Source organism: Phytobacter sp. MRY16-398, from assembly GCF_003925915.1.
Lineage (GTDB): Bacteria > Pseudomonadota > Gammaproteobacteria > Enterobacterales > Enterobacteriaceae > Phytobacter > Phytobacter diazotrophicus.
In genome coordinates this window covers 319,070-343,874 of sequence record NZ_AP018756.1, presented here as the reverse complement: position 1 = coordinate 343,874, position 24,805 = coordinate 319,070, and the positions used below count along the sequence as shown (strand labels likewise).

At 52.4% G+C, this 24,805-nt stretch carries 24 protein-coding genes; 8 read left to right on the top strand and 16 right to left on the bottom strand.

Going from position 1 to position 24,805, the window contains the following annotated elements:
* Positions 1-246: 246 nt before the first annotated feature.
* The 5 genes from MRY16398_RS01565 to MRY16398_RS01545 all read left to right on the top strand — a co-directional run bounded on the left by MRY16398_RS01565 (position 247) and on the right by MRY16398_RS01545 (position 6,563).
* Positions 247-1,200, top strand: a complete 954-nt coding sequence (locus tag MRY16398_RS01565) for a hydroxyacid dehydrogenase (protein ID WP_071194982.1) — start codon at positions 247-249, stop codon at positions 1,198-1,200.
* A gap of 10 nt (positions 1,201-1,210) precedes the next feature.
* Positions 1,211-1,909, top strand: a complete 699-nt coding sequence (locus MRY16398_RS01560; protein WP_071194983.1) for an RraA family protein — start codon at positions 1,211-1,213, stop codon at positions 1,907-1,909.
* A gap of 68 nt (positions 1,910-1,977) precedes the next feature.
* On the top strand, positions 1,978-3,372 hold the full coding sequence (locus MRY16398_RS01555; RefSeq protein WP_079496980.1) for a DASS family sodium-coupled anion symporter: 1,395 nt from the start codon (positions 1,978-1,980) through the stop codon (positions 3,370-3,372).
* A gap of 16 nt (positions 3,373-3,388) precedes the next feature.
* Positions 3,389-4,549 (top strand): metallo-dependent hydrolase, encoded by a 1,161-nt coding sequence (locus tag MRY16398_RS01550; protein WP_108700501.1) that lies wholly within the window; start codon positions 3,389-3,391, stop codon positions 4,547-4,549.
* 139 nt (positions 4,550-4,688) lie between these two features.
* Positions 4,689-6,563 carry a sigma 54-interacting transcriptional regulator gene (locus tag MRY16398_RS01545; protein WP_125123763.1) on the top strand — a complete coding sequence of 625 codons (1,875 nt, stop codon included), beginning with the start codon at positions 4,689-4,691 and terminating at the stop codon, positions 6,561-6,563.
* 292 nt (positions 6,564-6,855) lie between these two features.
* Here the strand turns inward: MRY16398_RS01545 and MRY16398_RS01540 are convergent, their stop codons facing one another.
* The 5 genes from MRY16398_RS01540 to idnD all read right to left on the bottom strand — a co-directional run bounded on the left by MRY16398_RS01540 (position 6,856) and on the right by idnD (position 13,210).
* Positions 6,856-8,793, bottom strand: a complete 1,938-nt coding sequence (locus MRY16398_RS01540) for a methyl-accepting chemotaxis protein (protein ID WP_071194986.1) — start codon at positions 8,791-8,793, stop codon at positions 6,856-6,858.
* Positions 8,794-8,937: 144 nt separating this feature from the next.
* Complete coding sequence (idnR, locus tag MRY16398_RS01535) at positions 8,938-9,936, bottom strand: DNA-binding transcriptional regulator IdnR (RefSeq protein WP_041851308.1); 999 nt, start codon at positions 9,934-9,936, stop codon at positions 8,938-8,940.
* 69 nt (positions 9,937-10,005) lie between these two features.
* The gene (locus MRY16398_RS01530) at positions 10,006-11,325 is read right to left on the bottom strand and encodes a gluconate:H+ symporter (protein ID WP_041851307.1); all 1,320 of its coding nucleotides are present in this window, start codon (positions 11,323-11,325) and stop codon (positions 10,006-10,008) included.
* A gap of 64 nt (positions 11,326-11,389) precedes the next feature.
* The gene (idnO, locus tag MRY16398_RS01525) at positions 11,390-12,154 is read right to left on the bottom strand and encodes a gluconate 5-dehydrogenase (RefSeq protein ID WP_041851306.1); all 765 of its coding nucleotides are present in this window, start codon (positions 12,152-12,154) and stop codon (positions 11,390-11,392) included.
* A 24-nt stretch (positions 12,155-12,178) separates the two neighbouring features.
* On the bottom strand, positions 12,179-13,210 hold the full coding sequence (idnD, locus tag MRY16398_RS01520) for an L-idonate 5-dehydrogenase (protein ID WP_125123762.1): 1,032 nt from the start codon (positions 13,208-13,210) through the stop codon (positions 12,179-12,181).
* Between the two features lie 215 nt (positions 13,211-13,425).
* On the opposite strand from idnD, the gene idnK reads away from it, so the two are divergent.
* Positions 13,426-13,950 carry a gluconokinase gene (gene idnK, locus MRY16398_RS01515; RefSeq protein WP_041851304.1) on the top strand — a complete coding sequence of 175 codons (525 nt, stop codon included), beginning with the start codon at positions 13,426-13,428 and terminating at the stop codon, positions 13,948-13,950.
* A 60-nt stretch (positions 13,951-14,010) separates the two neighbouring features.
* On the opposite strand, the gene MRY16398_RS01510 is transcribed toward idnK, so the two are convergent.
* From MRY16398_RS01510 to MRY16398_RS01495, 4 genes are all read right to left on the bottom strand, one after another.
* Complete coding sequence (locus tag MRY16398_RS01510; protein ID WP_125123761.1) at positions 14,011-15,138, bottom strand: metallophosphoesterase; 1,128 nt, start codon at positions 15,136-15,138, stop codon at positions 14,011-14,013.
* A gap of 204 nt (positions 15,139-15,342) precedes the next feature.
* Positions 15,343-16,878 (bottom strand): DHA2 family efflux MFS transporter permease subunit, encoded by a 1,536-nt coding sequence (locus MRY16398_RS01505; RefSeq protein WP_079496969.1) that lies wholly within the window; start codon positions 16,876-16,878, stop codon positions 15,343-15,345.
* A 9-nt stretch (positions 16,879-16,887) separates the two neighbouring features.
* The gene (locus MRY16398_RS01500; protein ID WP_272879238.1) at positions 16,888-18,081 is read right to left on the bottom strand and encodes an HlyD family secretion protein; all 1,194 of its coding nucleotides are present in this window, start codon (positions 18,079-18,081) and stop codon (positions 16,888-16,890) included.
* Between the two features lie 23 nt (positions 18,082-18,104).
* On the bottom strand, positions 18,105-19,556 hold the full coding sequence (locus MRY16398_RS01495; RefSeq protein WP_232034372.1) for an efflux transporter outer membrane subunit: 1,452 nt from the start codon (positions 19,554-19,556) through the stop codon (positions 18,105-18,107).
* A 104-nt stretch (positions 19,557-19,660) separates the two neighbouring features.
* Here MRY16398_RS01495 and MRY16398_RS01490 point away from each other — a divergent pair, with 104 nt between their 5' ends.
* Complete coding sequence (locus MRY16398_RS01490) at positions 19,661-20,260, top strand: TetR/AcrR family transcriptional regulator (protein WP_041851300.1); 600 nt, start codon at positions 19,661-19,663, stop codon at positions 20,258-20,260.
* Positions 20,261-20,317: 57 nt separating this feature from the next.
* Here the strand turns inward: MRY16398_RS01490 and MRY16398_RS01485 are convergent, their stop codons facing one another.
* From MRY16398_RS01485 to MRY16398_RS01475, 3 genes are all read right to left on the bottom strand, one after another.
* Positions 20,318-21,460 carry an iron-containing alcohol dehydrogenase gene (locus tag MRY16398_RS01485; RefSeq protein ID WP_075203625.1) on the bottom strand — a complete coding sequence of 381 codons (1,143 nt, stop codon included), beginning with the start codon at positions 21,458-21,460 and terminating at the stop codon, positions 20,318-20,320.
* 290 nt (positions 21,461-21,750) lie between these two features.
* Complete coding sequence (map, locus tag MRY16398_RS01480) at positions 21,751-22,536, bottom strand: type I methionyl aminopeptidase (protein ID WP_071194995.1); 786 nt, start codon at positions 22,534-22,536, stop codon at positions 21,751-21,753.
* Positions 22,533-22,784 (bottom strand): ParD-like family protein, encoded by a 252-nt coding sequence (locus tag MRY16398_RS01475; protein WP_041851297.1) that lies wholly within the window; start codon positions 22,782-22,784, stop codon positions 22,533-22,535. The genes map and MRY16398_RS01475 overlap by 4 nt, the downstream gene beginning before the upstream one ends.
* A 199-nt stretch (positions 22,785-22,983) precedes the next feature.
* On the opposite strand from MRY16398_RS01475, the gene MRY16398_RS01470 reads away from it, so the two are divergent.
* On the top strand, positions 22,984-23,232 hold the full coding sequence (locus MRY16398_RS01470) for a biofilm development regulator YmgB/AriR family protein (protein ID WP_052249310.1): 249 nt from the start codon (positions 22,984-22,986) through the stop codon (positions 23,230-23,232).
* 121 nt (positions 23,233-23,353) lie between these two features.
* Here MRY16398_RS01470 and MRY16398_RS01465 read toward each other — a convergent pair whose 3' ends face one another.
* From MRY16398_RS01465 to MRY16398_RS01450, 4 genes are all read right to left on the bottom strand, one after another.
* A complete protein-coding gene (locus MRY16398_RS01465; protein ID WP_041851296.1) occupies positions 23,354-23,662 on the bottom strand; it encodes a hypothetical protein in 309 nt (102 codons plus the stop codon).
* Positions 23,663-23,716: 54 nt separating this feature from the next.
* Positions 23,717-23,956: a hypothetical protein gene (locus tag MRY16398_RS01460; protein ID WP_071194997.1), complete on the bottom strand. Its 240-nt coding sequence runs from the start codon at positions 23,954-23,956 to the stop codon at positions 23,717-23,719.
* Positions 23,957-24,258: 302 nt separating this feature from the next.
* Complete coding sequence (locus MRY16398_RS01455; protein ID WP_125123757.1) at positions 24,259-24,510, bottom strand: hypothetical protein; 252 nt, start codon at positions 24,508-24,510, stop codon at positions 24,259-24,261.
* A gap of 65 nt (positions 24,511-24,575) precedes the next feature.
* Positions 24,576-24,791, bottom strand: coding sequence for a hypothetical protein (locus MRY16398_RS01450; RefSeq protein WP_041851293.1), 216 nt, complete (start codon positions 24,789-24,791; stop codon positions 24,576-24,578).
* Positions 24,792-24,805 lie beyond the last annotated feature (14 nt).

Below are 24,805 nucleotides of genomic sequence, written 5' to 3'. Positions count from 1 at the left end.
AAAATAGTGTGATAACGCCGCGATCTGACATTTAAAAATGAAATTCATGCATTTCAAAATGAAATAGATGTGTTTTCCACTGGCTTTAAATATGTGATTAGCATCACCAATAAGAATATCACACAAAAATAACAAAAAATAAAAAAGACATAAATATCATATTGTTAAAAATAATTTAACTCATCAGGAACGCCCCTGGCACGCCATCTGCAATTATCAGTGCCAAACAACAATGGAGAGCGTCAGATGACTTATAAAATTTTACTTCCACAAGAAATCATGCAGGAAGGGAGAGAATATCTTGAGAGCCGGGGTTATGAACTTATTACAGGTTCCGGGATGGAAGAAGAAGATATCATCCGTGATATTCCGGAGTGCGACGGTATTATTGTTCGCCTTTCAAAAATGTCCGATCGCGTATTTGAAGCCGCGAAAAAACTGAAAGTTGTTGCCCGCCATGGTGCCGGTTATGACACAGTTGATCTGGAGTCGGCCAAACGCCACGGTGTGACCGTATTAAACGCGCCGATTGCTAACAGTATGTCTGTTGCCGAGCTGGCCATTTTTTACATGCTGCATTGTTCACGTAATTTCAAGCTGGTCGAAGAGAAAATGCTTGAGGATTACTACTGGGCAAAACTGCGCACGCCAAAAGTAGAGCTGGACGGTAAAACCGTAGGCCTGGTCGGCGTGGGCAACATTGGTTCCCGTGTCGCCATCAAAGCCCTGCATGGCTTCAATATGAAAGTCATCGCGTATGACCCGTACAAAACGCAGGACCAGGTGCCGGAAGGCGTTGAGTTAACCAGTGACTTTGAACGAATTTTCAAAGAGAGCGATTTTGTCTCCCTGCACTGCCCTACCACGGCGGAAACCACCGATTTTGTTGGCGAAAAGCAGTTCTCGCTGATGAAACCGACCGCGTATTTCATTAATACCGCACGCGGCAAACTGGTCGATGAAAAAGCGCTATACCACGCACTTTCAACGCACGCCATCGCCGGTGCGGGTGTCGATGTGCTGAAAAAAGAGCCGTTCGACCCCGCCGATCCGATTTTCACCCTCAGCAATATCGTTATTGGTCCGCATATCGGCGCGGCCACAAAAGAAGCGACTGACCGCGCCTCTTTGCACTCCGCTATTGGTATCGATGAAGTGTTATCAGGTAAAAAACCGTCCTGGCCGGTGCCGGGTTTTTAAGGAGAAAATCATGTCTATCGGTAATCGCATTTTCACCAAACGTCCGGCATTCGACGTTGAGTTATTAAAACATTACGAGAAACTGCCCGCCGCGAATATCGCCGACACCATGAACCGTATTGCGGTCCTCGGCAATGGTATTAAACGTATTTCATCACCGAAGAAGCCGGTCATGGCGGGCTATGCCATTACGGTGAAAGCACGCGCTGGCGACAACCTGATGCTGCACGCCGCGCTGGATATGGCAACGGAAAATGATGTCATCGTGGTCTCTAACGAAGGCGATCGCTCCCGTGCGTTGATGGGCGAAATCATGGTGGCTTATGCCCACTACACCAAAAAAATCGCCGGTATCGTGCTTGATGGTCCGATCCGCGATATCGATGCCCTGTCCGTACTGGACTTCCCTCTCTTCGCCACCGGTTCGAACCCGGCAGGTCCGTTTAAAGAAGGGCCGGGTGAAGTGAACACACCCATCGCCGTAGGCGGCGTGGCGGTCTGTCCGGGTGATTTAATTGTGGGTGATGCTGACGGTGTGATCGTCATACCGCTGAACGATGCAGCAGCCCTGCTCGACAAAGCCACCGACTACGCCAAATTTGATGCGGGCAAAGTGGAAGCGGCGAAGAACGGCACCGCCAACCGCGCATGGGTAAGAAAATCATTAGACGAAAAAGGCGTTGAGTTTATTGACGACGTCTACCGCTAATTCGTGCAAATAATGAAATGCTGCACGTCGTGTGACGGCGTGCGGCTATTAAATACAGGTAATGTAAAATGCTTTATCTTAAACTCTTACCCATTATCTTTTTTCCCATTCTGTTTTGGGTTATTCCTCACCCGGAAGGCGTTTCTGCCCAGACCTGGGAAATGGTCGGTATCTATCTGGCGATGCTGTGCGGGCTGGTCCTGCGCCCGTTTACCGACGCTGTCATCATGCTCATCATCCTCGGTTTCGCCTCGCTGGTGATTGAACCAGGCCCGCTGTTCGCCGGATTCGGTAGTCCGATGGTGTGGTTTATCATCAGCGCTTTTATTATCTGTAAGGCTTTCGTGATCACGGGGTTAGGCAAACGTATCGCCTACCTGCTGCTTCAGCGCTATGGCAAAAATACCCTGACGCTGGGCTACCTGATGATGGTGACAGACACCGTGCTCGCTCCGGCAACCGGCTCGAACATGTCGCGCTCCGGCGGCATCACCTACCCCATTTTCCGTAATATCGCCGAAGCGCTGGGTTCAAAGCCGGATGATGGCAGCCGCAAGATTGGCGCCTATCTCACGATCCTGATGTATGTGGTGTCGATGGGTACCTCCAGCCTGTTTCTGACCGGGATGGCGACCAACTCCATTACCGTCTCGCTTGCAAACGAGATAATGCACGTCAATCTCGAGTGGATGGTGTGGTTCAAAGCCGCCATCGTACCGGCGGGCATTGTGCTGTTAGCCGCGCCCTGGATCCTCTATAAGCTCTATGCGCCTGAGCTGAAAACCATTACCAACGTTAACGAAATCGCGACCAAAGGGTTGCAGGAGCTCGGCCCGGTCAAGCGCGAAGAGAAGCTACTGATCGTCTTCTTTTTGCTGGGCATTATCGGCTGGATGACCGGCTCCCTTACCGGGATTGAGTTTATTCCAGTCGGTCTCGCCTTCCTCGCCTGCTTGTTGCTGTTCGGCGTATTGAGCTGGAACGATGTGGTCAGCGAAAAATCGGCCTGGCAGACCTTCGTCTGGTACGGCGCGTTTTACGGGTGTGCGGTCGCGCTCTCCAAAGGCGGTTTCTACGTCTACCTGGTGGATGTGATCAAAAACTACCTCGACCTGTCACAACTGAGTGAAATAAGTGCCCTGGGTGTGCTGGTGTTTATCAGCCTCGCGGTACGTTACTTCTTCGTGTCGAACAGCGCCTTCGTTGTGTCGTTCTATCCGGTGCTCTTTACCCTTGGGATGACCACTCAGGCACATCCGATGTATGTCGCGCTGTCCCTGGCCTTCTCTGCGGGGTACGGGGCGCTGCTCACTCACTACGGCAACGGTGCGGGGGTGTTTACCTTCTCCAGCGGTTATGTTCCGCAAAAAACCTTCTGGCTACTCGGCACCATCATGGTGCTGGTTAACGTCCTGGTCTTCTTCCTGATTGGTATTCCTTACTGGAAAATGATCGGTATCTGATTAAGGAGCGCGCGAAATGAAATTGGATATTCTGATTAAAAATGGTCTGGTGGCTGACCTGGATAGCGGCAGTTACATCAACCAGAACATCGGTATTGTCGGCAATCGTATTGTGGATTTGCATACCGCCGACAGCCAGGCGGAAACCGTCATCGATGCGGCAGGCTGTATTGTTCTTCCTGGGCTGATTGATTTCCATGCCCACGTTTTTCACGGCGGCACCGCCATCAGCGTTAACCCGGATGTGCTATGCCTGCCCAACGGCGTAACCAGTGTGGTGGACGCCGGGAGTAGCGGCTGGGTTAACTATAAACTGTTTCGCAACAGCGTCATTCATACGGCGCAGACGCGCATCAAAAGCTACCTGAACGTGGTAAATGTAGGGCTCTCCACGCTGGGTGGTGGGCCGACGGGGTATCTGGAAAATACCAACCCGGCGAACTACAACGTCGAGAAAATCAGCCAGACGCTGAATGAGAACCGCGACAACATTCTTGGATTAAAACTGCGTTACAGCCAGGATATCGCGACCGGGCGCAATTTTAGTAGCGATCCATTTTATGCCGCCGTGGCGCTGGCACGAGAGCTTAAAACAACCCTCTGTGTCCATGTGACCGACTCCCGGTTGCCCGCAGATGAGCTGATCGGCCATTTCCAGACCGATGATATTTATGCCCACTGTTTCCACGGCACGGGTAATGCCATCCTCAAGGAAAGCGGAGAGGTGTTCCCTGCCATCAAGGAGGCCAAAGCACGCGGCGTGATTTTCGACTGTTCTAACGGTGTGGCCCATTTTGACTTCACGGTAGCCCGCAACGCCATGGAACAGGGCTTTAACCCGGATATCATTAGTACCGACCTGACGCTACGTAATAGCCTGCGCACGGACAAGGTATTCAGCCTGCTTTTTATTATGTCGAAATATCTCAACATGGGGATGTCGTTCTTCGATGTGGTTCGCGCGGTGACCCGCACCCCCGCACGCCTGATGAAAATGGAAGGGCAGATCGGCACGCTTGCGCCGGGGGCCTTTGCCGATATCGCCATCGTGAAATTGCGTAAAGAAAAGATCGTGTTTGAAGATACCAAAGGAACACAACTGGAAGGTGACCGTTATATCGATAACTGCGCCACCATCAGTAATGGGCAAATAGTCTATCGCCGACAGCGTTTTTAAAAGAGAAGGCAGTGTGTCTGTCTTTTGCCTGCGCACCGCAAATGCGCAGGCTTTTTTCGTTTTGCCAGGCAGCGCTTTGTGGCGTAAAGAGCGTGAGGATATGATGACTCCCGCATAAATCGATCACTCTGGATAACCAATGAAAAATAACGAAATTGCGATTTTCTCGGTGTCAAAAACTATCACCCAGCGCATATCCAACGTGCTTATCGAAAGAAAGATCGACATCCCCGTTTACGAGTTTCACTATTTTGACGTGGTGGAAAAAGCGCAGCAGCTTGTTGCGGGTGGCACCAAAATCATCATTAGCCGGGGCGGTACGGCAGCGCTATTACGCAACAGTCTTTCTATTCCGGTTATCGAAATCACCCACGAGCTGCACGGTATTTATCGCATTCTGCAGGAGGCGCGGAAAAAATCGCAGAAGATTGCCGCCGTAGGCTTTCCGCAGTTCTGTAATGTGCTGCGTCGTTATCAAAATATGACGAACGAAGACTTCAAAATCTGTCAGGTTTACAACCACTATGATATCGAGAATGTCGTAAAAAACCTGGCGGATAACGATTACCAGTTAGTGATTGGCGGCCTGACCGTCGCAGAGATGGCGAAGAAGTATGATTTGAATGTCATCATGGGCGATACCGATAATATTTCTATTGAACAGGCGCTGGATGTCGCTGAAAGCCTGTTGAAGTACATTAACAATGAAAACATGAAGTTAACCATGTCCTGGTCTGCGCTTAATCAGTCGCATGAGGGCATTATGTGTCTGGACCAGTCAGGGGAAATTATCCATATCAATGCCCGTGGCTTTGCGTTATTTCAGTGCAATATTGGGGATAAAATCTTTAAAAAAGAGGCCTTCAAAAGCATTTATGGCAGCATCATCAATGAAATAGATATCAAAGAGCATGCTATCGAGATTGACGGCGAGACGGTCAATATTGCGGTGAAGCACTTTTCCAATAAGCACGGCTTTTATACCGTCATCACTGGTAGCAAGCAGGAACATAACGGCTGGTCCTCTTCCCGCACCAGCAAAAAGAGTGACCACAAAGGCTTTACCACCACGTATTCATTTGCCGACATTATCGGGCAATCCCCGGTGATGGAAGCCGCGATAGCCCGGGCCAAAATCTACGCCGCTCACGATCTTCCCATTAATATTCTGGGAGATACCGGCACCGGTAAGGAGCTGTTTGCCCAGAGTATTCATCACGCCAGTCCACGTAGCGCTGAACCCTTTATTGCCATTAACTGTGCCGCCATTCCTGAAAGTCTGTTAGAGAGCGAGCTGTTTGGCTATGCCGATGGCGCCTTCACCAATGCGCGTCGGGGCGGTAAGCCGGGTATTTTCGAGATGGCGATGAATGGCACTGTCTTTATTGACGAAATCAGCGAAGCGCCGCTCCCGGTGCAAATCAAGCTACTGCGCATTTTGCAGGAAAAGCGGTTCAGCCGGGTGGGCGGCGACTCCCTCATCAGCGCCAGGTTCCGCTTAATTACCGCCAGTAATAAAGAGTTGGGCGCACAGGTGGCAGCCGGTGAGTTTCGCCAGGACCTCTGGTATCGCATTAATGTCCTTACGCTACAGTTGCCTGCACTCAGAGAGCGAACCGGCGATGTGATGCTGATTATTGAAGACCTGCTGGCAAAACATAACAAAGCACTGAGCTTCACTGATGAAGCGGTGGATTTTCTCAACAGCTACGCGTGGCCTGGCAATATCCGGGAGCTACAGGCGGTGATTTTACGGTTGATTGTATTGTTTGATATGCACGTTGTGGATGTCGATGCGCTGCAGTCGCTATGCCATATGTCAGTGTCTGCTGATGATGAAGACATCGTCCCGCAGCCCGGTGACGTGGATTTGCTGAAAAAGCAGGAGCAGAAGCTGATTGGTGCGGTGATGAAACGTACCGGCGGCGATAAATCACAAGCCGCGGTGATGTTGGGGATAAGCCCGACAACGCTGTGGCGTAAGATGAAGGAATATGGAGTGGAAGGGGTTTGACATACCCCATACCGAGGGTAATTCCCGGATGGCGGCGCAAGCGCCTTGTCCGGGCTACGACCGGTTTTCTCCCTCTCCTCCGGGGAGAGGGTTGGGGTGAGGGGAATATGCGGCTCAGGTGGAGGGTTCCGTTCCCCTTTACAATCCCCGCGGCGTCACAAAGATGTCGCTATGGTTATCATGCGGGAAAACGAATCAGCCATGGCTAAAAAAATTGAAGACGTTCACAGTATCTTCGATTGGTAGCCCCGGTTAGCGCAGCGCCACCGGGGACAAAATCATAACCCACTCATTACGAATAGCTTTTCCGCGCATCCGAGAAAAACGCCAGCGTCTCCTCCAGACTCTTCGCCTGCTCCTCCAGCGACATGGCCGCCGCAGAGATCTGCTGCACCAGAGACGCATTCTGCTGGGTGGCGCTATCCATCTGATTGACCGCCTCGCTCACCTGACTCACGCCTTTCGTTTGCTCATCCAGCGCCTGCACAATCTCGGCAATCACCTGATGCACACTGGAAACCGAGGTAATGATTTGCTTCATCATCGCCCCCGTCTCATTCACCAGCGTAACCCCTTTACTGACGCGCCCGGACGACTCCTCAATCAGCGCTGAAATCTCTTTGGCCGCACTGGCGCTGCGCTGTGCAAGGCTGCGCACTTCACCGGCCACCACCGCGAAGCCTCTGCCCTGCTCACCGGCGCGGGCCGCTTCAACCGCCGCGTTCAATGCCAGAATATTGGTCTGAAAAGCGATGCTGTCGATGATGCTGTTAATATCGCCAATCTTGCCGGCGCTCTCATCAATCTTGCCGATGATATCCACCACTTGTGCCACCAGCGATTCACCCTGCCCGGCAATTTGCGCCGCGTTCTGCGTCAGTGATGTTGCCTTGTGCGCATTCTCCGCGTTGTTTTTGACGGTCACGGAAATCTGCTCCATGCTCGCCGCCGTCTGCACAATCGCCGCCGCCTGCTCCTCGGTTCGCGAAGCTAAATCGAGGTTGCCTGCCGCGATTTCACTGCTTCCCGCCCGCACGGAATGGCTGGCATCGCTGATGCTGCCCACAATACGCCGGAGCTGGGCTTGCATGGTGTGCAGGGCATAAAAGATGCTGCTGCTATCGCCGTTACGTACCGCAATCTGATGACTCAAATCCCCTTGCGCCACGGACAGCGCAATCTCTGAGGCTTCCGTCGGCTCGCCGCCTACCGGGCGCGCAACCTTGCGGGTAAACACCATCGCTACCACCACGCTGACAATGATAATACTCAGGATCATCAGCAGGATGGCGTTACGCAGGTAGTGCCACGCTTCGGCCATGACGACGCTGACTGGCGTCACAATCGCCAGCTTCCATGGCGTCTGACTGTTACCAATGTCGATGGTGCGCCAGGTCACAAACGCCGGTTCTTTTAGCAGGGCATCGTCGGTGCGCACCACCGCTTCCGCGCCGATTGTCCCCGTCCAGGGTTTACCCGTTGCCGCCTTATCAGGGCTGGAAACCACTTTGTTATCCGCCGAGAGCAACAGCGCGTAACCCGTCCCTTCCCACGGCTTGATGGCGCCAATCATTTTTTGCAGCGTTTCCAGCGAGAAATCCGAAGTCACAGAGCCCTGAAACTTACCGTCGCGGATAATCGGCGCCGCGATGGAGGTCAGCATCACATCCACACCGTTATAGGGGTAGATGTACGGCTCGATAATCACCTCTTTCTGGCGCTGACGCGGCAAAAGGTAGTAGTCGCCGCTGCCCGGTGTTTCATAATCCACCAGGTTGTGTAGCGCCGGGTTACCACTGTTATCACGGTCAACATAGCGGGCGTAGCGGCCAGCCGGATCCTGATCCGCTTTTCCCGCAAACTCCGCGTCTTTGCCGTCAAACGTATTGGCTTCAAAGGCCAGTGACATCGACAAAAAATCAGGGTGCTGATGCAGATAATCGGCCAAAAGCTGGTCCAGGCCACGCCGTTCTGTCAGCCCGGCCTGATGTAATGCCCAGGCGCTGTTGCCTAAATCGCGCGCGGCGTTCAGCGCAGAGTCGAGCTGTTGCTGAACACGTAATGATTCAGTGAGCGCAATTTGCTGGAGATGTCTTTTGGCGACCGCTTCTTGCTGGCCCATAGATTGCCAGAGCAACAGGCCAATGGTGACCAGGAACCCGGTGGTGATGGTGACAAAAATAGACGCCAGCATGAGTGTTCTGGCTGTGAGTTTTTTACGTGTGCTCATGTTTCCCCGCTCGGGCAATCGCCCTGTGGCAAATAACCCAATTAACTCATGCTTCATATATCGGTAAAGCCTGCTTAACACTTCACAGAAATTTACATGAAATTTTTTTACCCGGGAGGAGGTTCATTGAGGGCGCTGAGGAAATCAGAGGGTCTTTCCCTGATAGATTTGATAACCCAAATCGACAGTGTTGTGGTTGAGCGCGTCATTTTTTAGCTTATTCAATAACATCTGTGCTGCCATTCTGCCGATATCAAAGCGCGGCGTGATCACGCTCGCCAGGCTTGGGATCATCTGTTTCCCCATTTCCAGGCCATGAAAACCGGCGATGGAAATGCGCTCCGGGACGGCAAGGTCGTGCTCGCGGCAGTAAAACAGCGCGCCCATCGCAATATCGTCATTCGTGCAAAAAACGCCATCCAGATCCGGGTGGGTTTTAAAGGCTTCGGCCATAAGCTGCGACCCAAGGTAGATAGACGAGCTCGCGCGGGGGTTGATACGGTAAGCCTCCAGTTGATGCTGATTCATGGCATCGCAATAACCGCAAAAGCGCTGCTCATCACGCATATCGTCTTTCGAACCCAGATAGATAATTTTACGCCGCTGACGCTTAGCCAGCATGGTGCTCACCATGTCAAAGGCGGCCTGACGATTATCAAACCCCACTTCCATATCCATTTTGGCGCCCTGCACATCCATCAGTTCAACAATCGGGATTTTGGCGGAGCGCAGAAACTTAACGGTACGAACGGTATGGTGCTTTTCGGAAAGAATAATGCCGTCGATATTGTAGGAGAGCAGATTGATCACCGACTCCTCTTCGGACTCTTTGTTGTAATTATAGTTAGCGATAAGTGTCTGATAATTATGGTCAGATGTCACAGACTCAATGCCCGCGAGAATGTCAGCAAACAACTGATTCTGGAACGAGGGGATCAGCACACCCAGCGTATAGCTTTGCGCATTGAGCAACATGCCGGGCGCACGATTGGGTATGTAGTTGATCTCTTCCATGATCATCGCGATGCGCTCGCCGGTGGCCCTGGATACGGTTTTAGGCGAGCGGATATAGCGGCTGACGGTCATTTTGGTGACCCCCGCCAGCGTGGCGATATCCTGAAGTGAAATTCTGTGATTTCTCATCGTCTCTCCCTCCCCAGGGGAAGCGGTTTATCCACTTCCCCGGGAATACCGTCATTGCGAAAAATGAAGTTAATGCAGGATGGCGTTAAGCGTCAGCACACCCAGTAAACCCATAAACGAAATTAGCGTTTCCATTACTGTCCATGTACGCAGTGTCTCACCAACGCTGAGATTAAAGTAGCCTTTGAACAGCCAGAATCCAGGATCGTTGACGTGTGACGCAATTACGCTACCCGCACCGGTAGCCAGCACCATCAGCGCCGGATCGGCATGGGTGACATTGATTATTGGCAGCACAACGCCAGCGGTCGTGATGGCCGCCACGGTGGCAGAGCCCAACGCGATACGCAGCACGGCGGCAACGGTCCAGCACATCAGCAGCGGCGAGAGGGTTGTGCCCGTCATCAATTGTGAGATGTATTTGCCTACTCCGCTATCAACCAGCACCTGTTTGAACGCCCCACCGCCCGCAATAATGAAGACAATCATTGCGATAGCACCGATGGAGGCGCCGACCATTTCCATCACTTTTTCGAGATTACGGCCATTGCGCAACCCGAGAGTGAAAATGGCGATCACGATGGCGATAAACAGGGCCACCGCCGGGTTACCGACAAACTCAAAGAAGAGACGCGCGCTATTGCCTTTTGGCAGAGTAATTTCACAAACCGCGGCAATTGCCATCAGGATCACGGGCATTACCGCCGCGAAAATACTGTTCCAGAAGCCCGGCATTTCATGATCGGCAAAAATATGCGGGTTGAATAACCCCTCCGGCGGCGCTTTTTCAAAACGCGTCAGCAGTTTCGAAAACAGCGGCCCGGCGACAATCACCGTCGGAATAGTGATGATCATGCCATACAGCAGGGTTGTCCCCAGATTGGCTTCGAAAATGGTGGCGATAGCGGTCGGCCCCGGATGCGGCGGCAGAAAACAGTGGGTAACGGACAGCGCGGTCACCATAGGTACACCGACATAGAGCAGCGGCAGACCAGACGACGCTACCACGGTAAACACCAGCGGCAACAGCAGGACAAAGCCCACTTCGAAAAACATCGCCAGCCCCACGACCAGACCGGTAATCACCAGCGCCCATTGCACCCGCTCTTTACCGAATGTCGCAATCAGCGTCGTGGCAATACGCTGAGCGGCACCGGTGTCAGAAATCAGCTTCCCCAGCATGGCGCCAAAGCCAAGAATCATCGCCAGGCCGCCTAACGTTCCGCCAATTCCCCCCTGAATGGAGTGCAGCACGGCCTGCGCATCCATACCTTCGGCAAATCCCACAACGGCGGCAACCAGCACCAGGGCGATAAACCCATTAACTTTAAAACCAATCATTAAGACCAGCAGCAGCGCTACGCCTGCCGCGATAATCAGTAATGGCATAATCTTGTCTCTTGTTATGTGCCGAACCAGCAGCGCCGCAGCGCTGCATCTTAGTACTAACGAGTCACACAGCGACCAGCATGCCGCCGTCAACGAACAGAAGATGACCGTTAACAAAATCAGAGGCTTTAGAGGAGAGGAACACCGCAGCGCCAATCAGCTCTTCCGGGTTACCCCAACGCGCAGCAGGCGTACGTTTGCAGAGCCAGCCGGTGAAGGCTTCGTCTTCGACCAGCGCTTTGGTCATCTCGGTTTTGAAATAACCCGGAGCAATACCATTCACCTGAATGTTGTGTCGTGCCAGCTCAACGCACATGCCACGGGTCAGCATTTTTACCGCGCCTTTGGACGCGGCGTACGGCGTGATGGTGTCGCGTCCCAGTTCACTCTGCATGGAACAGATGTTGATCACTTTCCCGGCCTGACGCTCAACCATGCGACGGGTGACCGCTTGCGATACCAGGAAAACCGCCGTCTGGTTAACCGCGATCACGTCATTCCACTCTTGTTCCGGGAAGTCATTAAACGGGTGGCGGCGCTGGATACCGGCATTATTGACCAGAACATCAATCGGCCCGGTTTGTTCTTCGATACGTGCAATAGCGGCATCGATTTCTGCTTTTTTGGTCACGTTAAACGGGGCGGCCACAGCGCGGATATCCGCTGCGCGCAGTTTTTCAACAGCGGCATCAGCCCGCTCCTGATTTATATCGTTAACGATGATTTGTGCGCCGTATTTCCCAAGGCCGGTTGCTAATAAGTAGCCAATACCCTGTGCGGAACCGGTAATCAGGACATTCTTGCCCGCCAGTGAAAAAAGGTCGTTCATGGTCTTATTCCTTATCACGATTCATTAAAAAACGAGTTGAACTTTGGCGGCCTGGATTTTATCGCCCGCGAATTTCAGCGCCTGCTCCAGCTCGGTGAAGGGGTATTCGCCGCTTAATAACGGCAGGGGATCCACCACGCCATTCGCCAGCCAGGAGACAGCGGTATTAAATTCAGTGGTGAAACGGAAGGAGCCTTTCAGGGCAATCTCTTTGGCGATGAGCATCATCATCGGGAAATCCGCTACCGCGCCGCCCATCCCTACCTGAACCATCGCCCCTCTGGCGCGCGTCACTTCCAGGCAAGTGGTAATGGATGTTGGATTCCCCGACACTTCGAAGCTGACATCGAAGTAACCTTTTTCCGCTTTCCACGGCGTCAGATCGGCGCTACGCGGATCGAGGAGCGTGTCGGCCCCCATTTTTTGCGCCAGTTCCAGCGAGCGAGGGCTGATATCCGCGCAGACGATTTCTGCCGCGCCCAGCGTTTTCACCGCGCTGACAATCAGGCAGCCAATCGGACCTACGCCTGAGATAAAGACACGTTTGCCTTGTAAGTCACCGGCCTGATGAGCAGCGTGAATAGCAACCGCCAGCGGTTCGGCAAAAGCCATGATTTTGGCATCGGCATTACTGGAGAAAGGAACGCATTGCGCAGTATCCACCACTTTAAAGCGGGTAAAACCACCGTCAACATGCGGGAAATACATGGCGCTGCCAAAGAAACGCATTTCCGTACACTGATTTTCTTCTTTCGCCAGGCAATATTTACAATGACCACAAGGTTTTGATGGATTTACCGCAATAGTCTGGCCTTCCTGTAATTTTTCTGAATCTGAATGAACAATTTTGCCAATAACTTCATGGCCTAACACCATCGGTGCTTTAACAGAAAAATTACCGACCTTGCCTTCCTGATAATAATGTAAATCGGATCCACAAATCCCCCCACGGGTTATTTGTACCAATGTACCCTTATTATTCCATTCAATTTCCTGGTCGGTAACGTCAACAGTTTGCTTTCCCGCTACAACGCAGGATTGAGTTTTAATCTTCATGTTTCCTCTCTGGTCAGGACGTGGCCTGGTGGGCATTTAAACGGTTTTCCCTGACCTGAATTGTGACGGATGTCACGCTCAAAAATTGTTACACTGCAATGTTACGCATAACGTGACGCGCTTTATAATTCTGCTTTTCATGTGCAGAAAAACATAAACGCATCGCTATTTGCACGGTAATATCCGCGTCATCAAAATGAGACAGGAGTAATTAAATGCGCGGTGAGAGTTATATTTTAATGGGGGTATCGGGAAGCGGAAAAACACTGATTGGAGCCAAAGCCGCCGCCGTACTTGGTGCGAAATTTATTGATGGGGACGATCTCCATCCGGCAAAGAATATCGATAAAATGTCAGCCAGCATTCCCTTAACCGATGAAGACAGATTACCATGGCTGGAACGATTAAATGACGCGTCTTATAGTCTGTATAAAAAGAATGAAACCGGTTTAATTGTTTGTTCGGCATTAAAAAAACGCTACCGCGATATTCTGCGTAAAGGCAGTCCAAATGTGCATTTTCTGTGGCTGGATGGTGATTATGAAACCATTCTGGCGAGGATGGCGAAACGGCAGGGACATTTTATGCCGGTTGAATTACTGAAAAGTCAGTTCGCAGCGCTGGAACGCCCGGAACAGCAAGAAGATGACGTCATGCGCATAGACATCAACCATGAGGTCGATAACGTGGTGGAGCAGTGCGTGCAGGCAGTTGCTACGCTGCGGGCAAAAAAGGGATAACCCACTACAGCGTTATCAATAGTGATAGCGGCAAGCCGTCACCACACGACTGCCTCCATTTCAACGCGCCGTGGATGCCGCTGAGTGCAGAATTAGCTCGGTAATTTCAGAAGGTCGGCCAAGCCGTAGCGGAAAACCGTTCCACAGCCCGGCACCGTTACTGACATACAGCGTCATTGGGCCGACCGCGTAACGACCAGAGATATAGCCGTTGTTGAGGGGTTTCACCAGTTGGTCAAGCCCCAACACCATCCCACCGTGAGTGTGACCGGAGAGCTGCAACTTCACCCCCGCGGCGGCGTTATCATCGGCGGTACCTGGCCGGTGGTCGAGCAGGATCACGGTGTCATCGGGGCGAGTACCTTCCAGCGCACGTTTTAAGTCCGGCCCATCAAAACCGTAATTTTCCGCCACTTTATCCGGCACGCCGGCCAACACAAACGAGGCGTCACCGCGCACAATACGTACATGCTGGTTGGTCAAAAAGGGAATGCTCAGCGTCTGCCAGGCTGGCACCCAGCTTGCGTAGTCGAAATAGTATTCATGATTGCCGGTGATGGCATAGACGCCATCCGCCGCCCGCAGTTGTGTCAGCGGTTCGACGTCTGGCAGGCGATCCTCTACGGAACCGTCTGACATATCGCCGGTAATCGCAATGAGATCCGGCTGCAGGGCGTTGGTTCTGGCAACAATCTGCTCCACCCACTGGCGGGGCAACAGGCGCGTGGCATGAATATCAGCCAGTTGTACCAGCCGGTAGCCGTCAAAAGCAGGCGGCAGTCCGGGAATTGTCACATGGACGGTACGAACGTCAGGCACGCGCGTGGCCTGCCAAACGCCAACCCCTGCCAGCACCACGGACAGGACCAGCAGAGGCAGCGTGATGGGCAAGCCGGGGAGGGTTTTACGGGTCAGTAGCCCGACAAGTAAAGCGAGCGTATCGCGCAGCAGAAGGAAACTGGCGAACAGCACCACGGCGCCGAACAATCCACCAGCCAGCATCACAACCGGGCGCGGCCATTCTGGTGAAAATGAACTCCCCCACAGCCAGCGGCTAAAAAAGCGGAACTCACAAATGCCCACCAGCACAAGGAACAGGCCAAAGCGGAGAACAGGAGACAGTGGAAGCCACCAGATAAAACGAGAACCAATATAGAGTGCCGGTAACAACATCCAGATAAAAAACATCGTTATCTCCCTACCTGCGTTTGCATCACAAAGCGCGCCTAAATGAACCCTTTTAAAATTAGCACGTTGTTGTAATGCGCCGGTTGCTGTTTTCTTACGCGCTGCGGTGGTTAATTGGGGGGTTTTAGTAAGGGGGAAAATAAAAAACGCTCTGATAATCCGCAAGAAACCTTATCAGAGCGTAGGGCGAAATGAACAGAGCCCTCAATGAACCGCGGAGATATCCACTTTTTTCGGTTTTGGCGCGAGCCAGATAATCATTGCGGCCACGACGAAAATCACCGCAATTGCCATAAAGATTTGATTCGTTGCGACCATTACGCTCTGCCCCTGCAATAGCCAGTCAATCGAACCACGCACTTCCCCCATCTGCATTCCACTGTTGGTCATCGCCTGGGTCGCGACTGCGCCTCTGTCTGTCAACCCCGCCAGTTCCGCATGCACGTAGCGGGTCCGGTTTTCCCACGAGGTGTTGACCATCGAGGTGGCAAACGCGCCCGAAAGAGTACGGATAAAATTCATCAGCCCGGCGGCGGAATCCATCTCGCGATCCAGCACACACCCCAGTGCAATGGCGGTAAGCGGCACGAAGAACAGCGGCATACCAATCCCCTGGAACAGCATTGGCAAACTGATCTGTGAGAAGGTCATGCTCATGTCCGCCTGGCTGCGAAATAGCGTCCACAATCCCAGCCACAGTACCCCGGCAAAGACCAGCGGACGCGGGTCCATTTTGGTTGCCAGGTTGGCGATCAGCGGCGCGAGGAATACCGCCAGCACCCCCATTGTCGCCGTCGAATAGCCTGCAATGGTGGCGGTGTAGCCCATATAAATTTGCAGCCATAGCGGCGTAAGTACGGTAATGCCAAAGAATGCGCCAAACGCCAGCGACAGCGTTACCATGCTGGTTGTGAACCCCCGATGGCGGAAGACTTTCAGATCGACCACCGGGTTACGCTCCGTCAGTTCCCAAATCAGGAACGAGATAAAGCCAATCAGCGCGATAATGGCCAGCACGATAATGCGGGTCGAGGCAAACCAGTCATGGTCTTTACCTTCATCGAGCATGATCTGCAGGGCCGACACCCATACCACCAGCAGAACCAGCCCCACCACGTCGATAGGTGATTTCGCGGTTTGCGTTTCATAGCGTTGCAACATCTTCCAGCACATTAGCCCCGCCACGATGGCGAACGGCGTCTTGCAGATAAAGATGTAGTGCCAGCTAAACTGGTCGCAAATGACACCGCCAAGAATCGGCCCCATGATGGGCGCAACCAGCGTGGTCATACTCCAGATGCCAATGGCCACATGACCTTTGTTTCTGGGGAAGATCCGCATCATCAGCGTCTGAGACAGTGGCATCAGCGGGCCGCCGGAGAAGCCCAGAAAGACGCGGAACAGCACTAGCATATTCATACTGCTCGCCATGCCGCACAGAGTAGAGAAGACGCCAAACATCAGCAGGCAGATAACAAATACCCGCAATGCGCCAAACCGTGAGGCCAGCCAGCCGGTGAGCGGGACCGAGATCGCCTCCGCTACCGCGTAGGAGGTAATAACGTAAGTGCCCTGGCTGGTCGACGTGCCCAGGCTACCGGCGATGTTCGACACCGAAACGTTGGCGATGGTGGTGTCCAGGATAGCCAGAAAATTGGCCATCGCCAGGCAGAGCGTCCCAAGCACCAAAGCCCCGCCTGTCAGCGGCTGCGGGAATGTCTTTTGCGAAGTGTCACTCATTCTGGCGCCTTAATCCTGACGAGCCGTCGCCAGCCCTTCGCTGTCAGACGTGTTCAGTTTTTTGATTTTGCGGGTATCGATAGTGGCAATCATCGACAAACCAACCTGCAGCGGGTGTTTTGCCAGCTCGCTTTTATCCAGCGTGATACGCAGCGGCAGACGCTGAACCACCTTGATCCAGTTACCGGTAGCGTTTTGCGCCGGTATCATGGAAAACGCCGAGCCGGTACCGCCGGACACGCCGCTCACCACGCCGTGATACACCACTTTGTCGCCATAGATATCGGCGGTCACTTCCACCGGCTGACCAATTTTCACATGGCGTAGCTCCACCTCTTTGAAGTTGGCATCCACGTGAACATCATGCAGCGGCACCACGCTCATCAGCCGTTCGCCGTTCTGTACGCGCTGGCCGACCTGCACCTGACGGCGAGCAATAACGCCATCCACAGGCGCTTTAATGACAGTACGCGCCAGGTCCACCTGCGCCTGTTCAACCTTCGCCTTTGCCAGCATCACTTCCGGGTTGGTTTCGACGGTAGCATTGATGGTCAGCGCGGCATTGGCTTTTTTCGCCCCGATGGTGGACAAGCGGTTAGCTGTGGCCTGCGCCGCAGCCGCTTTGGCGACATTGAGGTTGGACTCGGCCTGCGCCATCGCGTTACGCGCGTTGGTCAGCTCCTCGCCGGAAACCGCCCCGGATTTTGCCAGTGCCTCACGCCGTTTTAAGTCCACCTGTGCTTTGGTGAAATCCGACTGTGCGGCAACAAGCCGGGCCTGTGCCTGGGTTTCATCGGCTTCACGTGCCTTCACTTGTGCGGCAAGGCCTTCGTCGGTCGCCATATAGCTGCTGACCCGGCGGCGCGATTGCCCCAGATTAGCCTCAGCCTGCGCCAGCGCCAGACGGGCGTCGGTGTCGTCCAGTTGCACCAGTACATCCCCCTGCTTCACCGCCTGGGTATCGACGACGTTGACGGTTTGCACAATCCCGGTAACCGACGGCGTAACCTCAGCCACTTCGGCGGCGCTGTAGGCGTTGTCGGTAGAGACATAGCGCGAGCCAACAAAGTAGTACCAGAGGCCATATCCCACAGCGGCAATCACAATTGCCGCCGCCAGCCCCATAAAGCCCTTTTTACGTGATGATGTGGCGCGCGACGCATCAAAGTTGTCGTCAGTCGCCGCGATTTTTGCCTGTGCCATAGAAAAACTTCCTGCCATTCAAATTAGGATTTGGATGCGACAAACCCACCGCCTAGCGCGTGGATCAATGAAACGTCGAGAGAAAATGCCTGAGATTGCAAATTCACCAGCGCGCGCTGGGTATCCAGCATGGCGTCTTCCGTTGTCAGGACATCCAGATAGGTCGCCAGACCACCGCGATAGCGCTTATCGGCGATGTCATACGCCGCCCGTGCGTTATCAAAGGCGCTTTCGGTCTTCGCCAGACGTTCTTTTAGCGCTTTCGAACGGGTCACCACATTGGCGACATCGTGCAAGGCCAGCGTCAGCGTATTGTTGTAGGTCGCTACCGACTCTTCGTAATTCGCCTCCGCCGACGTTAACTGCCCGGAGAGCCGCCCGCCGGTAAAGATCGGCAGATACAGCGCCGGGCCGATGCTGCCCGCATCATTACCTGAACGGGTTAAGTTATTGAGACCAAAGGACTGATAACCAATAAACCCGGTAATACTGATATCGGGATAGTGCGCCGCTTTAGCGACATGAATACGTTTGGCGGCTGCCTCCACGCGCCAGCGCGCGGCGCTGATATCCGGGCGGTGGCCGAGGATATTGATGCCGGTATTGGCAGGCAGGTTGAATGATTCATCAAGGTGAATAGCGGGACGCTGAATGGACAAGGCGCGGTCCGGGCCGTCACCGAGCAGGGCGGCAATGGCGTTTTTCTGCAACTGAATAGATTCATCGGCGGCAATCAGCTCCGCTTCTGCCCGCTCTTTCAGCGCCTGCATTTGCCTGACGACTCCGTCGGTTTCCAGGCCGTTGCTGTTACGCTCGGCCATCAACTCCACGGTTTTGCTGCGGATTTCCAGCGCATTTTGCGTAGTGTCCCGGTTCAGATACAAGCGAGCCAGTTCCGCATATGCCTGTACCAGCGAGGTCTGAATCAGCAGTTTTGCCGACTGCATTTCCGCTTCTGCAGCCGCGTAGTCTGAGGTGGCCGCTGCCACCGCCGCACGGTTTTTCCCCCAGAAATCGAGGTTAAAGCTGAGATTTGCCGTCACTGAACCGTAATCGTTCCAGCCGTGTGGCGGCATATAGGATTGGTAAGCGTAACTGACTTTGTCTTTCGAGGCCGATGCCGCCGCGCCGAGCTGAACGGAGCGTATCGCGCCAATCTGTTCGGCAATACCCGCCGCATTACGCAGGCGGGCTTCCGCCACTTTTAGCGTGGGTGCCAAAGCCAGCGCGTTGGTCATCAGGCTGTCCAGTTGGCTGTCGTGATAGCGCAGCCACCACTGGGTATCGGGCCACTGCCCCTTTTTTGCGGTAGTCAACGACTGCGAAGAGGCCAGCTCCCCGGCGCCTTTTATATGGCCGAGTCGACTGTCCGGCGCGGTGGAACACCCCGCCAGCAGGAGCATTACAGTAAGAAGAGTTAACCGGGTGCCTGGAGGTAACAGAGTGCGGCGTAAATGTAAGTTATTAATTTTCAAGATACATCCTTTTTTTGTACCGTACTGTACGGTTTTGTTATAAATTGACATAACTTCACAGTCAAGCGAAACTTGCGGGATGGACGAAGAGAGAAGAGAAGCGTATGCGGGTTAAGAGTGAAACAAAGCGACAAACCATACTGGACGTTGCCACCAAAGCCTTTATTGAGCTCGGTTTTAACAACACATCAATGTCAGAAATTGCCAGCCGTGTCGGTGGGTCAAAATCGACGCTCTATAACTATTTCAGCTCCAAGGAAGAGATCTTCTCGGCCGTCATGGAAACCTCAGCGAAAAGGGAAATCGCCGATGCGTTTGAATCCTTAGATTTCAAACAAGATATTGAAATCACACTAAATAAATTTGGCCGCCAGTATCTCGCCTCCATCATGCGTGGCAACATTCTGGCTATCTGGCGCATGGCCGTCAGCGAGTCGGAGCGCAGCGACATTGGCCAACGCTTTTACACGCAGGGGCCGCAGCGTGGCTGGAAGCTGTTAAGCGATTATCTGGGCAAAAAAATCGAAGAAGGCGTTCTGCGTAAATCCGACAGCGGGGTTTGCGCCATGCATCTAAAAGGATTGATTGAAGCCGAACTGTACCTCAGCGTGGTTCTCGGGGTCGAGGCCGCGCCGGATAGTAAGAAAATCGAAGAAGTGACCGCCCGCGCAGTGACGGTTTTTCTGCTCGCCTATCGGGCCTGATTCAGGGCAAAAAAAAGCGTATGTCGCCATACGCTTTTGTTCCTGTCACTCTGAATATCAGGCACCGTAATAGGCGCTGGAATAGAGTGTTTTCACATCTTGTACCGTTGGCTGATTGGGATTGGTCAGGGTGCACGGATCATCCACCGCGTTGTGACTCATCCGGTCGAGTACCTGCATAAATGCGGCCTCTTTAATTTCAACCTCGCCACATTGCCCAAGGGTTTCTGGAATATTCAGACGCTTATTCAGGTCCTTAATGGCGGTAATCAGGTTGCCAATGCCCAGCGCTTTCTCCAGCTTCTGGTACTTATTGGTATAGATAGAATTATATTGAATGATATACGGCAGCATAATGGCGTTCGCCAGACCATGCGTAATACCAAACTCCCCGCCAATCTTATGCGCCATAGAATGCACCAGCCCCAGAGACGCATTGGTGAACGCAATGCCCGCCAGTGCAGAGGCATTATGCATGTGCATACGCGCATTCAGGTCATTTGGCGACAAATAGGCGATTTCCAGATATTCGAACACCAGGCGAATGGCTTCGACCGCATAGGGATCGGTAAAGGAGTTGGCGGCAGTCGAGACATAGGCCTCAAGCGCGTGTGTCATCACATCCATCCCGGTATGCACGGTGACATGCGGCGGCATTTTTGCCGGAATGGTCGGGTCCAGAATGGCGATATCCGGCACCAGATCTGCCGCCACAATCGGGTATTTGATGTGATGAGCCGTATCGGTGATAACCGAGAACGCGGTGATTTCAGAGGCGCTGCCACTGGTGGACGGAATGGCGACAAAACGGGCCTTATTACGCAGTGCGGGCATGGAGCCGACGGGAATAATGTCTTCAAACGTCAGGTGCGGATGCTCGTAGAAACACCACATCACTTTTGCCGCATCCAGCGCGGAACCACCGCCGAGCGCCACAATCCAGTCCGGTTCAAACGCCAGCATGGCTTTCGCCCCACGCCAGACCGTTTCAACAGAGGGGTTGGGTTCGACATTATCAATGACGGTGCACTCCATCCCGGCTTTCTTTAGCTCGCTGATGGCCCTGTCCAAAAAACCAAAGCGCTTCATTGAACTGCCGCCCGTAACCAGCGCGGCTTTTTTCCCTTTAAGGGTTGCCAGATGTTCTAATGCGTTTTCGCCATAAATAATACTGCGCGGAATAGAGAATGAAAGTGTCATAGAAGACTCCATAAATTTAAGATAAAAGATTGGGTTTTATTTTGCGCGCAGGCAGAAAAAGGAACGGGAAATAAGATGTGCGCAGAGTAAAAGCAAATCTTTGGCAGGACACCGGACGATTGTGGCAGCAATGCCCGAAGGAATTTGTGATGAAAGCGGAGGAATTAGACCGTACCGTTCTGGGCGTCTTTTTTCGCGTGCACAAGAAGAAGATGGGCGTTAACCAAAGTGCGCTAAAGCGCGGGCAGGCGGTTCAGCGATTGTCTGCCCCGCCTGAAAAAAAGTGGCAATTACAGCCCCGGATACTCGGGTGAAGGATCCGGCCAGGGTGTTAACAAATCAAAACCGCTGTCGGTAACCGCCACCATATGTTCCCACTGCGCCGAAAGAGAACGGTCTTTGGTGACCACCGTCCAACCGTCGGACAGCACACTTGTCGCGGCTTTACCGGCGTTGATCATAGGCTCAATGGTAAAAATCATCCCTTTTTTCAGTACCAGCCCTGTACCCGGGCGACCATAGTGCAGGATCTGCGGTTCTGCGTGATATTCCTGCCCCACGCCGTGACCACAATACTCTTTCACCACTGAAAAACCGGCAGACTCCGCCACCTGCTGAATAGCCGCGCCGATATCGCCAAGCGTCGCGCCGGGGCGTACGGCTTTAATCCCGGCAACCATCGATTCATAGGTGATATGGGTCAGTCTCCTGGCACGCACGGAGGGCTCACCCACAAAATACATGCGACTGGTATCGCCGTACCAACCATCCTTGATGATCGCCACGTCAATATTGATGATGTCACCCTCTTTGAGACGTTTCTCCGACGGAATGCCGTGGCACACCACATGGTTGACCGACGTGCAGACGGTGCGGGTATAGCCGTTGTAACCAATGTTCGCCGGGATCACCTTTAATTCGTGGCGAATGAAATCGTGGCACAGTTTGTCGATCTCATCGGTTGTCACGCCCGCGCGAACGTGGGGTTTGATCATCTCCAGCACTTTTGCCGCAGCGTGTCCCGCCGCGCGGGCCATTTCAATCTCTTCCTGAGAGTGCAGTTTGATGTTCGTCATCTGGCTTCATGCTCCATTTGCAATGACAGCGGCTCATCGTCAACCAGCTTGTTGATATCCACGCTGCCCTTAAGCTCCGCCCGAACCAGCAGGCGAGTGAGTTCCTGATGCGTCAAATGCGGATACAGCTCTGAAAGCATGCCGATTTTCAGCCAGTGCTCTGCCTGTGCATTGATTGAACGGCTCAGTGCGTTACTGGCAAGACGCAGGTTTTCGTGCATCAGGTCCGAGATTTTAACGATACCCATGGTCAATACTTCACCTTATACGAATCATATATGAAACATATAATACATACTCTAAACCTGAAGGGGAATTTATTAATTCGCCTGCTAAAGACGGAAAAACCCGCTTTTCGCTATGCAATTTGCCAAAAGCAGCCTAGATTTTGTGAACAAGGGGATTTTTCCGATTTACCGCAACAGTCGCAAAAGGAAGAGAGCACACATGGCCCTTCACCCGGCAACACAGTTTCTGAATTCGTCACAAACCATTCGGCTACCGGTTTTCAGCGCCGAGCTTGCTTTTATTAAAAACGTTGAAGAAAAGCTGGCTTCGTTAAATTTACCGGTCAGTAACAAAGCGGTGATTCTGGCGATTATTCGCCATCTTGAAGAGGAGAGTGACCCGGAAAAAACAAGGATGTACCGCAGTGCTCTGGAAATGGTTGTCAGTAGAACGCCGGACGATCTTTGAAAAGCGTGACGACAAAACCCTCACTTCGAAAAGAGAAAAACAACAGCTTATCTGCTCAGGTATTTTTATCTGCGATCGTCACGGTTCAGCGGAAGCTGAAAAAGTCATAATAATTCGATAGTTAATGTTTTTTATCACCAATACCTGGCGAAACACTATTCATTTTTAGCAGTTTGCTATTTTTTACGGTTTGCTGATTCCAGCCAGTCCCCTTGTCTGCCGTATGGTCAACAAGTTTGATACTTTCCTGAACCTCTTTAATAGCAGCCAGAATGGCTTCCCGCCGTGATTCCCGCGGTTCCTGTTCGAGATTACGGGCAAGTTGAGCAATGAGTGCCTCGTGGGAAATAGGGGCATCCGCTTCAAGCAGCTCGAGAATGGCATCACCCATAACCAGTTCCACCAGACTCTCTTTGACATTTTTAATCATGCTGACTCCAGAATGCATTTCATGCGAATTCGCGATGACGGCAGCCGCAGATAATTAATCAGCCTCGCGGCTCAGTAATACTCGCAAGATATCAGCATAATGCGCTTCAAGTTCGGGGCGAGTATTTTTTTCAATACATCCAGCAACAGCAATGCAGAGACTATGGCGAGTAATATACCGCCCTTCACGTAACATTTGGATAACAATAGCGCCTAATGTCTGCTCCAGACTAAGCTTCCCATTACCCGAGTCGCCCGCCGTCTCCTGCGGGCCGTCACTGTGTGAGTTATTCATATTTCACCTTACTTATGCATTCAGGAAAATACCTTACGGACAGTAACCATTAACAATGCTAAACAATAAGCATGGCGGGCATTGTGGCATTAGCCGCACATAATTGAAAGGATATCCGATCCTGTTAGCAAAGATAACTGCCCCGGAACAGTGACATTAAAAGCATGATACGTTAAAAAACAGTGTGTCTCACAATGTCAGACGTTTAAGATTTTACTTATCTAATTAATATCAAAGCCAAATAACTTACTGAAACAACAACAATAAAAAAGCCGAAGGTGGTTATTCACCTTCGGGATGGTTTAATGAATCTGATAGCTGCTGTGGTAAATTCCGCAGTGAGATTGCGGTGAAAAACGCTGGTGCGTTCGCACCTCATCAATCGCCCTTGAATAGCTCATTCGCAGGTTCCGGTCAGTTACATTAACCCGGTTATCATCCAGAGTGTGAATTAGTGTGTCATGCGTTATTTCCGCGCCACACTCAAGTAATTGAACCAACGCCTCACTAATAAGAATTTCTGTGGCTTTGTCGGTCGTTTTTACTGTCATCATCGCCTCCTCATGATTTGAATGTCAGGCTGCGGATATCGTCAATTCGCGCAGCCTGGTACATTTATTTACTGCATTTTACGCAAAACCATTTTTCTGGCTTCCTGATAAATAGCCTTACGCTCTGCAATATTTGTTTTCTCCTCTTCCATCAGAAGAGTCAGGCTTAACCCGCGCGTGGTCACGGGTAAATTGTTTTTAATTAAATATGCTGCTGCGAAGCCTATCGCTTCACGAATCAGTTCATCCCGGGTCAAATTTACGTTACCGGATGGTTTAGTCATATAAACGAAAAAGT